Annotated in this window: 11 protein-coding genes; 10 read left to right on the top strand and 1 reads right to left on the bottom strand. The window is 42.5% G+C overall.

The window, feature by feature from the left end:
• Positions 1-5 precede the first annotated feature (5 nt).
• The 8 genes from HLH14_RS03315 to lpxC all read left to right on the top strand — a co-directional run bounded on the left by HLH14_RS03315 (position 6) and on the right by lpxC (position 9,588).
• Entirely contained in the window at positions 6-1,127 is a 1,122-nt protein-coding gene (locus tag HLH14_RS03315) for a phytanoyl-CoA dioxygenase family protein (protein ID WP_214645705.1), read from the top strand.
• A 346-nt stretch (positions 1,128-1,473) separates the two neighbouring features.
• A complete protein-coding gene (gene murG / locus HLH14_RS03310) occupies positions 1,474-2,571 on the top strand; it encodes an undecaprenyldiphospho-muramoylpentapeptide beta-N-acetylglucosaminyltransferase (protein ID WP_171532677.1) in 1,098 nt (365 codons plus the stop codon).
• Between the two features lie 13 nt (positions 2,572-2,584).
• Positions 2,585-4,033 carry a UDP-N-acetylmuramate--L-alanine ligase gene (murC, locus tag HLH14_RS03305; RefSeq protein WP_171532676.1) on the top strand — a complete coding sequence of 483 codons (1,449 nt, stop codon included), beginning with the start codon at positions 2,585-2,587 and terminating at the stop codon, positions 4,031-4,033.
• 56 nt (positions 4,034-4,089) lie between these two features.
• Positions 4,090-5,019: a D-alanine--D-alanine ligase gene (locus HLH14_RS03300; RefSeq protein WP_171532675.1), complete on the top strand. Its 930-nt coding sequence runs from the start codon at positions 4,090-4,092 to the stop codon at positions 5,017-5,019.
• A gap of 3 nt (positions 5,020-5,022) precedes the next feature.
• A complete protein-coding gene (locus HLH14_RS03295) occupies positions 5,023-5,877 on the top strand; it encodes a cell division protein FtsQ/DivIB (RefSeq protein WP_171532674.1) in 855 nt (284 codons plus the stop codon).
• A gap of 71 nt (positions 5,878-5,948) precedes the next feature.
• Positions 5,949-7,211, top strand: coding sequence for a cell division protein FtsA (gene ftsA / locus HLH14_RS03290; RefSeq protein WP_067725447.1), 1,263 nt, complete (start codon positions 5,949-5,951; stop codon positions 7,209-7,211).
• Between the two features lie 161 nt (positions 7,212-7,372).
• On the top strand, positions 7,373-8,563 hold the full coding sequence (gene ftsZ / locus HLH14_RS03285) for a cell division protein FtsZ (protein ID WP_171532673.1): 1,191 nt from the start codon (positions 7,373-7,375) through the stop codon (positions 8,561-8,563).
• Between the two features lie 122 nt (positions 8,564-8,685).
• On the top strand, positions 8,686-9,588 hold the full coding sequence (lpxC, locus tag HLH14_RS03280) for a UDP-3-O-acyl-N-acetylglucosamine deacetylase (RefSeq protein WP_171532672.1): 903 nt from the start codon (positions 8,686-8,688) through the stop codon (positions 9,586-9,588).
• 97 nt (positions 9,589-9,685) lie between these two features.
• Here the strand turns inward: lpxC and HLH14_RS03275 are convergent, their stop codons facing one another.
• Positions 9,686-10,126 carry a DUF721 domain-containing protein gene (locus HLH14_RS03275; RefSeq protein ID WP_131271370.1) on the bottom strand — a complete coding sequence of 147 codons (441 nt, stop codon included), beginning with the start codon at positions 10,124-10,126 and terminating at the stop codon, positions 9,686-9,688.
• 108 nt (positions 10,127-10,234) lie between these two features.
• Here HLH14_RS03275 and HLH14_RS03270 point away from each other — a divergent pair, with 108 nt between their 5' ends.
• Positions 10,235-10,918 carry a M23 family metallopeptidase gene (locus tag HLH14_RS03270; protein WP_171532671.1) on the top strand — a complete coding sequence of 228 codons (684 nt, stop codon included), beginning with the start codon at positions 10,235-10,237 and terminating at the stop codon, positions 10,916-10,918.
• Between the two features lie 327 nt (positions 10,919-11,245).
• Complete coding sequence (aceE, locus tag HLH14_RS03265; protein WP_067725458.1) at positions 11,246-13,948, top strand: pyruvate dehydrogenase (acetyl-transferring), homodimeric type; 2,703 nt, start codon at positions 11,246-11,248, stop codon at positions 13,946-13,948.

Raw genomic sequence — 13,948 nt, 5'->3', positions numbered from 1 at the left:
GATCAATGAAAATAACGCTAAAAAAGATCAAAAGTTTTTTTCAAGATGAGCGCACGCAAGTTGCGCTCAATGAAATTAAAACCTTAGTCAGAGAAAAACCAAATAAGTTGATGGTGGATGCCTTTACACTTTTTGGGGAAGCAAAATCTTTTGAATCACATTCAATTATTGGAAATCCTGTATTTAATCAGCTGGGATTACATCGATTTCGGGTTCAAAAAGCAGCTCAATTGGCACAAAAGCGTAGACAACATCTTGCCAAATTTATTGCTTCAGAAGATGTTGAACAGTTTCAGAAAAATGGTTTTATTTTAAAAGAAAACTTTCTGTCAGATGCCGAATTTAATCAGTTAAAGCAGGAATTATTAGAGACGAAATTCGAAACACGTGAAACTTTGCAAGGTGATACCGTGACACGTCGAATGTCTCTAGATCATCAAGTGCTGAATCAACTTCCAGTAACAAAAACATTGCTACAGAGTCATCAGTGGAAAAGTCTCATTAATTATGTGGGAAGTTCTAAAGTTCAGCCCATGTATTACGTGCAAGTGATTTTATCGCATGTACGTAAAGCTCGTCCCGATCCACAAACCAATTTACATAGTGATACCTTTCATCCCAGTGTAAAAGCCTGGCTGTTTTTAACGGATGTCGCTGAAGATGAGGGGCCTTTTGTTTATGTCCCCGGTTCACATCAGATTACAGAGCAACGATTGAATTGGGAGCATGAAAAAGCGTTATCCATCACTGAAAAGACCGATGCTATGACACGCCGTGGTTCTTTCCGGGTGAAAGCTGAAGAACTGCTAGCTATGGGATATGCTCAGCCCAAAGCATTTGCAGTTAAGGCAAACACCTTGGTTGTGGCGGATACCTATGGATTTCATGCACGTGGTCAATCAACTCATGCATCGACGCGGATTGAGTTGTGGGCATATGCACGCCGAAATCCTTTTTTGCCTTGGGTGGGTTTAAATCCCTTGTCTTTACCTTTACTGAATAAAAGGCTTGTTCCCTTGTATTGGAAAGGCTTGGATTTTTTAGAGGAAAAATATCAGCGTAATAATCCATGGAAAAAAGTGGGTAAACGATATGCGACTGAGCCTGCTGTAGTGAAAAGCAAATAATGGTAAAAGTAACAAGATACTTTTCATTGAGTTGATTGAATCATTACGAAATAAAAAGAGTCCAATTTGGGCTCTTTTTTTTAGCGAAGCTTCTAGGGCAGGAGAGTATTAAATTGATCAGCTGATCAAAAACAAGGTCACGAAACTGGATAAAAAATGCATAAAATTGTATATTTTTCGTCGATTAATAATAAAACTAGTTTAAACTTTTAAATACGTAGAAAAAAACAATGAAGCGCCTGTTGAAAAAAAGTAAATAACCTTTCACGGTTATGCGTTTGTGATTACAATTGATCGCTTAAAATCGAATTTCGTTATCCATATTTTAGAATTGAAGAATTAGACTGTGACTGAAGCAACGCAAACAAAGCCCAAACATGTCATGATGATGGCCGCAGGTACTGGCGGGCATGTTTTTCCAGCACTCGCTGTTGCTAAAGAATTACAGCAACAAGGGGTACAGGTGTCTTGGCTTGCAACGCCAGCAGGCATGGAAAATCGTCTGTTAAAAAATCACAATATTCCAATTTATCAAATTGATATTCAGGGTGTACGTGGCAACGGGGTTGTACGTAAATTATTGGCACCTTTAAAAATTTTAAAAGCAACTTTAAGCGCTATGCGCTATATGAAGCAGCTTAATATTGATGCTGTTGCAGGTTTTGGTGGTTATGTTGCGGGACCGGGTGGTTTAGCTGCGCGTGCCTTAGGTATTCCGGTCATTATCCATGAGCAAAATGCGATTGCAGGTTTTACCAATACCCAATTATCCCGTATTGCTAAAACTGTGTGTCAGGCTTTTCCCGATACTTTCGCCGAAAGTGCAAAAATTGTGACCACAGGCAATCCTGTACGCAAAGAAATTACTGAAATTTTAAATCCGTCTTGGCGTTATCAAGAACGTGAAAAAGCGGCGAAGCCTTTACAGATTTTAATTGTCGGTGGTTCACTGGGTGCGCAAGCATTGAATGAGCGTGTGCCGGAAGCATTGAAACAACTTAATGTACCGATGCATGTATTTCATCAATGTGGTCAAAACCATCAAGATGCAACGCAAGCACGTTATAGTAATGCACCTGCAACATTACAGGTTGAAGTGCAGCCGTTTATTGAAGATATGGCCAAAGCCTATTCAGATGCTGATTTAATTATTTGCCGTGCGGGCGCATTAACGGTCACTGAAATTGCAACTGCGGGTGTGGCTGCGGTTTTTGTTCCACTGCCAAGTGCAGTAGATGACCATCAAACCGCAAATGCTAAATTCCTTGCGGGTATCAATGCTGCGAAAATTTGTCCGCAAGCAAGCATGACTGTTGATCATTTAAAAGAATTGCTAACACCACTGATGAATCGCCAATTGTTGTCAGAAATGGCAGTCAAGGCACGTCAAAAAGCACAACCTGATGCAACCCAGCATGTGGTTCGTTTAATTCAAGAATTGTAAATTAGAGTGATATATGTCTCCATCTACTCCTGCTGAGCAAGCGAAAAAATTAATTAAAGTGCCTGAAATGCGCCGTATCAAACACATTCATTTTGTAGGGATTGGTGGTGCCGGTATGTGTGGCATTGCGGAAGTGTTAAAAAACCAAGGCTATAAAGTTTCTGGTTCTGACATCAAAGCATCTAAAACGACTGCGCAACTTGAAGAAAACGGTATCAAAGTTTATATCGGTCATACGGCTGAAAATATTAAAGATGCCAATGTACTGGTAGTATCTACAGCGATTGATCCAGAAAATCCGGAAATCAAGGCAGCGATTGAAACCCGTATTCCTGTGGTTCGTCGTGCTGAAATGTTGGGTGAGTTGATGCGTTACCGTCATGGGATCGCAGTGGCGGGCACACATGGTAAAACCACAACCACAAGTCTGATCACTTGTATGTTGGCGGAAGAAAACATGGATCCGACTTATGTGATCGGTGGTTTGCTGAACCGTACTGGGGTCAATGCTGCATTGGGTGCGAGCCGTTATATCGTGGCTGAAGCGGATGAATCTGATGCAACCTTCTTGCATTTGCATCCGATGGCGGCAATTGTGACCAATATCGATGCTGACCATATGGATACTTATGGCGGTAGTTTCGATGTCCTTAAAGATACCTTCGTACAATTCTTACAAAAACTTCCATTCTATGGTTTGGCTGTAGTTTGTGGCGATGATGCCAATGTCCACGAAATCATGCCGCGTATCGGCCGTCCACTTTTAACTTACGGTTTTAACGAAGATAATGACATCCGTGCAGTCGATGTTGATCAAGACGGTATGCGCACACACTTTACCGTGCTGCGAAAAAATCGTGAACCACTTCGTGTGACTGTAAACCAGCCGGGTTTGCATAATGTACTCAATGCTTTGGCAGCGATTGGGATCGCAACTGATGAAGGTGTTTCTGATGGCGCAATCTGCCGTGCATTGGAAGGCTTCAGTGGTGTAGGTCGCCGCTTCCAGGTTCAAGGTGAATTTGAACTTGATGGGGGTAACGTCAAACTGGTCGATGACTATGGTCACCATCCTAAAGAAGTGGAAGCAACGATTAAAGCTGCGCGTCAAAGCCACCCAGATCGTCGCTTGGTAATGATATTCCAACCCCACCGCTTTAGCCGTACCCGTGACTGCTTCGATGACTTCGTAGATGTATTGTCACAAGTCGATCAATTACTATTGCTGGAAGTGTATCCTGCCGGTGAAAAACCGATTGTGGGCGCGGACAGTCGCAGCTTGGCGCGTAGCATTCGTTTACGTGGCGATGTTGAACCAATTTTGATTGATCCTGTGGAAGGCAATTTGCAAAATGCGGTGCAAAAAGTGTTAAAAGCGAATGACTTGTTATTAACCCAAGGCGCAGGTAATGTGGGTGCTATCTCGATTGATCTTGCACAAAATAAATTGTATTTAAAATAATCACTTTATGTGATTTTGAATTTGATTGTTCAGTTATAAAGTTTAAGGATATAAACGTGGCAAATGCTTCAGAATTCGGCAAAGTTGCCGTGTTGCTTGGTGGTAAATCGGCTGAGCGCGAGGTTTCTCTAGATAGTGGTAAAGCTGTACTTGAAGCATTAGTACGCTCGGGTGTAAATGCAGAAGCTTTTGACCCGCAAGAGCGTAGCGTGACTGAACTGGTCAACTATGATCGTGCATTTATTGTTTTGCATGGTCGTGGCGGAGAAGATGGTCAAATTCAAGGCGCATTGGAATGGTTGAATCTTCCATATACTGGTACAGGTGTACAAGGCTCAGCCATTGGTATGGATAAAGTCAAAACCAAGCAGGTTTGGCAAGGTTCAGAACTACCCACTGCACCCTACCGTATTGTGACCAAAGATTCGGATTTGAATGCTGTTGTAGACAGTATTGGCTTGCCTTTCATTATCAAACCGGTACATGAAGGCTCAAGTATCGGTATGAGTAAAGTTGAACGTATTGAAGACTTTGCGCTAGCGATTGAAAAAGCCACTGAACATGATGCAGTGGTGATGGCTGAAAAATGGATTACTGGTCGTGAGTTCACGATTGTGATTCTTAATGGCCAGGCGCTTCCTGTGATTCGTCTTGAGCCGCCAAAAGATGTGGCTTTCTACGATTATGAAGCCAAATACAATCGTAACGATGTACAGTACGGCATTCCTTGCGGTCTAAGCGAAGATGATGAAAAACGTTTGCAAGCCTTGTCTTTACGTGCTTTCCAAGCCGTTGGTGCAAGCGGTTGGGGTCGTATTGATGCAATGCAGGATGAACACGGCAACTTCTGGTTGCTAGAAGTGAACACTGTTCCGGGGATGACCAGTCATTCATTGGTACCTAAAGCTGCACAAGCGGTGGGCTATAGCTTTGATGAGCTTTGTGTTGCCATTTTGGAACAAACTTTGACAGGTGTGGCTCACTAAACTATGGCTCAACTTCCTGCTTCAATGCGCCGTAAACGAGCAGCAATCACATCAATACATGACAAGCCACCAACGCGTAAGGAAAAGCTTGCGAATTTCGGTGGCTGGTTATTATTGCTGGTTGCACTCATGGTATTGGCTGTAGGGGTCTATGCTTTATATACAGTCATGACCGATGCGCATGTCGCGGAACTCAATGTTGTGGGTACGCGTTCAGACGCAGAAAACAGTCAGGTCATGAAGCATGTTACCCCAGCGGTAACAGCGAATTATTTTACTTCTGATCTGGAACAAATTCGAGATCAGGCGCTAGAGTTGTCTTGGGTGGATCGCGTGGTGGTCTCACGTGCATGGCCCAATTCAATTCGGGTACGCGTGATGCCGCGTCATCCCATTGCGCGTTGGGGAACTGGACGACTGTTAAGCGATAGTGGTGATATTTTTGCAGAAGTGATTCCGCAAAATAATCAAAGATTACCATTGCTGCACGGCCCAACATCTCAGTCCAAAATGATGATGCGTCGCTACAATGAAATTAATCAGTTATTCCTGCCGGTCAATGTTCGTTTAAAAGAATTATATTTAACAGAACGTATGACCTGGTTTATGCAGTTTGATTCGGGTCTACGCGTTATTGTGGATCAAGATCAGACCATGAGTAAACTTCAACGCTTGAGTCATCTGGCACAAAGTGATTTAAAACCAGTTTGGTCTAAAATCTCGTCAATTGACTTACGTTATCGAAATGGATTGGCGATACAATGGAAGAATTCAACCTCTCCAAGTATTATAAATGGTCACTTTGTTGTAACGATTGATGACACAAGCATTGCAGATGCAAGAACGGTAAAGCCATAATTGAGCGGCTTTATATAAAATAGAGGCTTATGGCCATAAATCAACCAAACACGTAATGGTAGTAGTAGATAATGAATGAAGCTGTTCCCTCGGTTGTTGCGATTGACATTGGGACACACAAAGTTTCAGTTTTGATTGGTAAGGTACATGCGCCAGACAATATCCAAGTGATTGGGATGGCAACAGCTCGTAACCGAGGCATGAATAAAGGGAAAATTGTAAGTCTCGATAAAGTCATCACTGCAATCAAAAATGCCGTACAAGAAGCAGAAGATATGGCTGAATGCCGTGTGCATTCCGCTTGGATTTCAATTCCAAGTGCAGAATTAAAAAGCTTTTATGCATCAGGTCGCACACCCATTGAAAATAGCGACCATACAATTACAACCAGTGAAGTTGTACGTGCGTTAGAATTGGCTAAAGCCAGTCATTTGACCTCTGACCATTATTTGGTGAGTGCAGTACCTTTAGGCTTTGAATTGGATGATTCGGCAGAATGGGTACAAAATCCGATTCGCATGTCTGCACATAGTATGATGGGGCATTATCAGTTGATGATGCTGCCGATCAGTACCATGCAGAATCTGGATCGTGCACTTAAAGGTGCCAATATTGGCGTCGAGAAAATGGTGGTGTCCTGTTTGGCAACCGCTGAAGCAAGTCTGCTCAAAGATGAAAAAGAGTATGGTGCATGCTTGGTGGATATTGGTGCGGGTACCACCAATATTGCAGTATATTTAGATGGTCGCCTAGCATTGACGCATACTTTGCAACGTGGTGGTGAGCATGTTACACGTGACATTGCTGCAGTCTTGCAAACCACGACGGAAGAAGCGGAACGAATTAAGTTGTTGTATGGTTGTGTTGACCTGAAAGTGGTGAAACCCGATCATATGATTCAATTTCAGGGCATTGATGGTCCACAAACCATCAGTCGCATTGAATTGGCAGAAATTATTATTGCGCGTTATGAAGAGATTTTGACTCAAGTTCATCAAGAGTTACAACGCAACGGTGCAATTCATGGTTTATATCATGGTGTGGTACTGACAGGTGATGCAAGCCAAATCGAAGGAATGGTAAATCTGGCACGTCAGATGTTAGGGGTTTCAGCACATTTGGGAAATCCGCCGGTACAGGTATATGCTGAAGAGCAAAATCAGGCGGCTTTGCGTCGTTCGCAATATGCAACAGCTGCAGGATTATTGATGTTTAGTCAAAGTGACACGCAAGATACCATTGTAGAATCTACGGATCCTGAAAAACTGTCGGTTTTTAAGCGAGTAGGTCGAGCATGGTCGGCATTAAATAATCAGTTAAAATCGATATTTTAAGTTGGATTTATTGGGAATATTGTTAGGAAGTTGTACGTCTAACGGCTTGGACTTGACAAGCGTATAGTTGAACAGCATTCTAAAACATAATTTTTTATTAAGATCAAGGCAGTATACGGGCTTAAGTGACTGCCAATTACGAATTAGGAAATCCAAAGGTCATGGCCTCATTTGAATTTTTAGAAGATGATCAAAACGATAGCAACGGTCAAGCCCGTTTCACTGTGTTTGGTGTAGGTGGTGCTGGTGGTAATGCTGTACAACATATGCTTGAGTCAGACATTCAGGGTGTAAAATTTGTTTGTGCCAATACGGACAAGCAAGCATTAGATCGTATGAATGCCCAATTCAAAATCCAGTTAGGCGAGCAAAGCACACGTGGTTTGGGTGCGGGTGCAAATCCTCAAGTGGGTCAAACTGCTGCTGAAGAAAGCCGTGAAATCATTCGCCAACACCTCGAAGGCACAGACATGGTGTTTGTGACTGCTGGTATGGGTGGTGGTACAGGTACGGGTGCTGCGCCAGTTGTTGCTGAAATTGCTAAAGAAATGGGTATTTTGACAGTCGGTGTGGTGACTACACCTTTCAACTTTGAGGGGAAACGTCGTCAGCAATCAGCTGAAAAAGGTATTGAAGCTTTAGAAGCGCATGTTGATTCTTTAATCATTATTCCTAACCAGCGTTTGCTTAAAGTATTCCGCGATATTTCAATGAAAGACGCGTACAAAAAAGCAGATGACGTATTGCTCAATGCGGTACGTAGTATCTTTGATCTCGTGGTTCGCCCAGGTCACATCAACCTTGACTTCGCCGATTTGAAAACTGCCATGAGTACTCGTGGCTATGCAATGATGGGTGTGGGTTCGGGTCGTGGTGAGACGCGTGCACGTCAAGCTGCTGAACAAGCGATTCGTAGTCCATTGCTGGATAACGTCACTATCATGAATGCCAAAGGTATTTTGATTAACGTGACTGGTGGTGATGATGTGACTTTTGGTGAAATTGAAGAAATTACCGATGTGGTCAATCAAATTGTCGATCTGGATGAAGGTCAAGTATTCTACGGAACTGTATTTGATCCAGATGCACGCGATGAACTTAGCGTAACTGTGATTGCAACAGGTTTAACCCGTAATTCAGCAGATTCAGCGGATACAGTCAAACGTCCATCATCTCAGTCTGCAAATCGTCCTGCAAATCATGTGGCTCATGCTATTGTTGAAGATGATGATGTGCCTGCAATTCAACGTCAACAAAACGAAGCCGGGGCGAGTGTTGCTCCAGCAGTGGGTACAGCACGCCCAGCACCAATGAGCATTCAAGATTACTTGAAAAATCAGCAACGTAAATAAACTTTATTTTTAAAGTTTTAGTTGGTGTGTTTACAAAAGGTAGTAGCAATACTACCTTTTTGTTTTTTATCAATGGCTAAATATGCTAACGTATATCGGTTTTATGAGCAGATGATAGAGAAATGTTGAAACAACGAACCCTAAAACGTGTCGTGAAAGCGAGCGGTATCGGTCTTCATAGTGGGCAAAAAGTCTTGATTAACTTTGTGCCGCACCATGTGGATGGGGGAATTGTATTTCGACGTATTGATTTAGATCCACCCGTGGATATTCAAGCCAATGCCATGCTGATTCAAGAAGCATTTATGTGCTCTAACTTGGTTCAGGCAGATGCCAAAGTCGGTACTATTGAACATGTCATGAGCGCTATTGCAGGATTAGGCATTGATAACCTGATTATCGAAGTCTCTGCTTCTGAAGTGCCGATTATGGACGGTAGTGCCGGCCCATTTATTTACTTGCTAATGCAAGGTGGTCTGGCTGAACAAAATGCGCCGAAAAAATTTATAAAAATTTTAAAACCGGTTGAAGCTCTAATTGATGATAAACGTGCTGTGTTCCGTCCGCACGAAGGCTTTCAACTGAATTTCACCATTGATTTTGATCACCCTGCATTTAAAAAAGAATACCAGTCCGCAACCATCGACTTTTCAACTGAAACGTTTGTTTATGAAGTCAGTGGAGCGCGCACTTTTGGTTTTATGAAAGATTTAGACTATCTGAAAGCCAATAATTTAGCGTTAGGCGCAAGCTTGGAAAATGCGATTGGAGTAGATGAAACAGGCGTAGTGAATGAGGAAGGACTTCGCTTCTCGGATGAATTTGTACGCCACAAAATTTTAGATGCAGTTGGGGATTTATACCTGCTAGGCCATCAAATTATTGCAAAGTTTGATGGCTATAAATCGGGCCATGCCTTAAATAATCAGTTGTTACGCAATGTTAAAAGCAATCCAACCAATTACGAAATTGTAACATTTGATGACGAAACGCAATGTCCAATTTCTTATGTAAGCGTGACATAAGTCATTGTCTTTTAATGTGAGTGTTATAGTATAACAAATGTCTTTGTTAAACAGTTCACAGAATTTTTGACTGATTTCAAAGACATCAAAGTGCCGGTTACTTTTTATTGCTTGCCAAACGTAGCATTGCTTGGCTAAGCTTAGGGTCGCTCACAAAGTCAGCAGCACCACGAATTAAATCTTGGGTATCTGGACTAAGGGATCTGGTCAGAGATTCAGGCTTGAGTGGTGTTTGTGTTTGAATTCTTAAACGAACTTGCAGTTTATGCAAATCTTTAAATTCAGACAATTGTAATAATTGGGCTATATATTGCTTTTGAAGATATGCCAGTTGACTAATCATGGCTTGATTTGCACCGGTAATCGTCAAAATGCCATTTTCATAACATACAACTTGCCATTGCTCTGGTTGGGGCAATAGCGGTTGAATAAGTTTTGTAAGTTTCTGCCATGCAGCAACTTGTGTAGAGAGAAACGTAAAGTTTCCTGTTTTTAAGTGTTTTCTTGTTTGTTGAAAGAGCTTTACCGGTTCAGACATACATTGTTCCTTCATATTTGTGTCTTAATCTTATGCGCTCCTTTCAGTAGATATCAAGGAAGAGATCACGCAAGGACATTAACTAAGAACAGTTAAAAGAGGTTTTTTATGCATACGAGACGTATTTTATTAGCGTTTTCATTGGCAGCGTCTGCCGCATCTGTAGCTTTTGCTGATTTAGTAGAATTAAATTCTAACGACGTATCAACAGATCGTATTGAACAATTGACCCGTACTTTGGCTCAAGGTTCTTATGCAGAATCAAATGATATTGATATTCCTGCTGAAACTAAAATGAGCGTTAAATTACGTGAAAAAACTGTTGAATTAAACAATGAATCGCTCGCAAAAAAATACGGTTCAAGCACCTCAAAAAGCTATTCTAACAATGCTTACTCTTGGTTGGTAGCCCATCCTCTTCCTGACATGAAACGCATTAGCTCATCTTATGGTGGTCGTACCATGGGTGGTCGTGCGGAAAACCATTCAGGTTTAGATATGTCTGCACCGAGTGGTACTGCTATTTATGCAACTGGCCCCGGTGTCGTCACTAAATCAGGTTGGGGCACCGGTTATGGTCAATACGTGGAAATTAACCACGGTAATGGTTATTTAACGCGTTATGCACATGCTTCTCGTTTAATTGCTCGTGTCGGTGACCAAGTGCAAGCCGGTGAACATATTGCCAATGTAGGCTGTACTGGTCGTTGTACCGGTCCGCATTTACATTATGAAGTAGTCAAAGACGGTGAACGTAAAAACCCTTCGCCATATTTAGCAATGTTGCCATAAGATTGAGTATGACAAATTTTAAAACCCATTCTGTCGGTTTTAATTTAAAGAGTTGTAACGATCGTTAAAGAGTGTGGTAATTCATTTAAAGAGTAGAGTAAAAAGCCGCTATAGCTTTTAAGTCTTATATTATCACTGTACAGAATACTTGTTGTATAAAAAACCGCCTTTATTGGCGGTTTTTTGTTTTATTGCGTAAAGAATGGTCAACAGGTATTTATTATCTAAATAATAATGCTATTCCGTATTCAGCTGTGGCAATAACTGAAGCCCGCTAAAGTATGGTACATATAGAGAATATAAATAGGCTCAAGGAATAGGTGGAATATGGCGTTTTATGGTGATACTGACGCGCAAGAAACCCAAGAATGGCAAGATGCTTTTGACTCGGTTTTGCAACACATGGGAACGGAGCGAGCGGCATTTTTATTAGAAAAACTCTATCAACGCGCAATCGCTACTCATGTTCCCATTCAGCGTCTAAATACTCCTTATCTTAATACCATTTCGGTTGAAGAAACTCCGGCAATGCCGGGCGACCAAGACATGGAACGCCGTATCCGTGCATTGATTCGCTGGAATGCTTTGGCGATGGTGCTACGTGCCAATAAAACCGGTGATGATCTCGGTGGTCACTTAGCCAGTTTCGCCTCTTCAGCAACCTTGTATGATGTCGGTTTTAACCATTTCTTCCGTGCTGGCAATGATCATTTCGGTGGCGACATGATCTATTATCAAGGTCACTGTGCGCCAGGTATCTATGCGCGTTCATTCCTTGAAGGTCGTTTAACAGAAGATCATCTTAATAACTTCCGTCGTGAAGTCGATGGTATTGGTTTGCCGTCATACCCGCATCCTTATTTAATGCCTGACTATTGGCAGTTCCCAACGGTATCGATGGGTCTCGGTCCAATCATGTCGATTTACCAAGCACACATTCAAAAGTACTTGATGAACCGTGGCTTGATTAAAGAAGAAGATCGTAAGGTTTGGGCATACCTAGGTGATGGCGAGATGGATGAGCCAGAAAGTACTGGTGCAATTTCACTTGCAGGTCGTGAGAAGCTCGATAACTTGGTATGGGTCGTGAACTGTAACTTACAGCGTCTAGATGGGCCTGTACGTGGTAACGGTAAAATCATTCAAGAACTTGAGTCACTTTTCCGCGGTGCTGGCTGGCGCGTGATTAAGGTGGTTTGGGGCCGTCACTGGGATCCACTACTTGATAAAGATAAATCAGGCGCGCTTAAAGCCATTATGGAAGAAGCGGTAGATGGCGATTACCAACGTTACCAAGTAAAAGGTGGTGCTTACACACGTGCACACTTCTTTGGTAAATACCCAGAAGCTGAAGAATTAGTGAAAGGTTTAAGTGACGAAGACATCGATAACTTAAACCGCGGTGGTCACGACCCATATAAAGTCTATGCTGCTTATGCAGAAGCGATGAAATCGACAGGTCAACCGACAGTAATCCTTGCAAAAACGGTTAAAGGTTATGGTTTATCTGAAGAGATTGAAGCGGTAAACAAGACGCATCAAATCAAAAAAATGCAGCTTGAATCGTTAAAATATGTACGTAATCGTTTCAACTTGCCATTCACTGATGAGCAATTGGAAGAAGTACCGTTCTACCGTCCAAGTGAAAATTCACCTGAATTGAAATACATGAAGGCGCGTCGTGAAGCCTTAGGTGGTTACCTACCTGCACGTCGTAAAGAAAGCGAACAGCTGGCGATTCCTGAATTGTCTGTATTTGATGCAGTATTAGCAGGTTCAAATGGTAAGGAACAATCGACCACCATGGTCATGGTTCGCTTAATTTCATCTTTGCTGAAAGAAAAAGCCATTAAAGATCGTGTTGTGCCAATCGTACCAGATGAGGCGCGTACATTCGGTCTAGAAGGTATGTTCCGTCAGCTCGGTATTTATGCCGCTCACGGTCAAAAATATACCCCAGAAGACCAAGAACAATTGATGCATTACCGTGAAGCTAGTGATGGTCACATGCTACAAGAAGGAATTAACGAAGCCGGTGCGATGAGTGCTTGGGCGGCATTGGCAACGAGTTATTCAACCAATAATTTGCCAATGATTCCAATGTATATGTACTACTCCATGTTTGGTTTCCAGCGTATTGGTGACATTGCATGGGCAGCAGGCGATGCACAAGCGCAAGGTTTCTTACTAGGTGCAACTGCAGGTCGTACGACGCTTAACGGTGAAGGCTTACAACACCAGGATGGCCACTCACATATTCTTGCCAACACGATTCCAAACTGTGTGTCTTATGACCCATGTTTCGGTTATGAGTTAGCAGTAATCGTACATGATGGTTTACAGCGTATGTATGTGAATCAAGAGCGCATTTTCTACTACTTAACTGTCATGAATGAAAACTACGAACACCCTGCAATGCCAAAAGGCGCTGAAGAGGGGATTAAACGTGGTATGTACTTGCTTGAAGAAGATGAAAAAGCCACTGTTCAATTACTTGGTTCAGGTGTGATTCTGCGCGAAGTTATTAAAGCGGCAAAAATTCTTCGTGAGGAATATCAGATTCACTCAAATGTTTACAGTGTTACAAGCTTTAACGAACTTGCGCGTGACGGTATGGCATGCGAAGAATACAACCGTCTACATCCATTGACGGAAGAAGTAAAAGAAGCTTGGGTGTCTAAGCAATTACGTGGCACCAAAGGTATTGTGGTGTCTGCAACAGATCACATGCGTGCGTACAGCGAACAAATTCGTGCGTATCTTCCAGACAACCGCCCATTTGTCGCACTTGGGACAGATGGTTACGGTCGTTCAGACACCCGCGCTAAACTTCGTAGCTACTTTGGTGTAGATGCAGCACACATTGTGGTTGCAACACTGAAAAAATTAGCCGATGAAGGCGAAGTTGATGCACGTTTAGTCAAAGATGCGATCTCGAGCTTTGAGTTAGATACAGACCGTCCAGTGGCGTGGGCGCCTCAGGCAACACCATCGGTTCACGCGGTTGCTGACTACAAAGAGGAGAACTAA

It is taken from the genome of Acinetobacter terrae, assembly GCF_013004375.1.
Taxonomy (GTDB): Bacteria; Pseudomonadota; Gammaproteobacteria; order Pseudomonadales; family Moraxellaceae; genus Acinetobacter; species Acinetobacter terrae.
The sequence above is the reverse complement of the archived record's forward strand: the minus strand, read 5'-3'. Positions and strand labels throughout refer to the sequence as shown.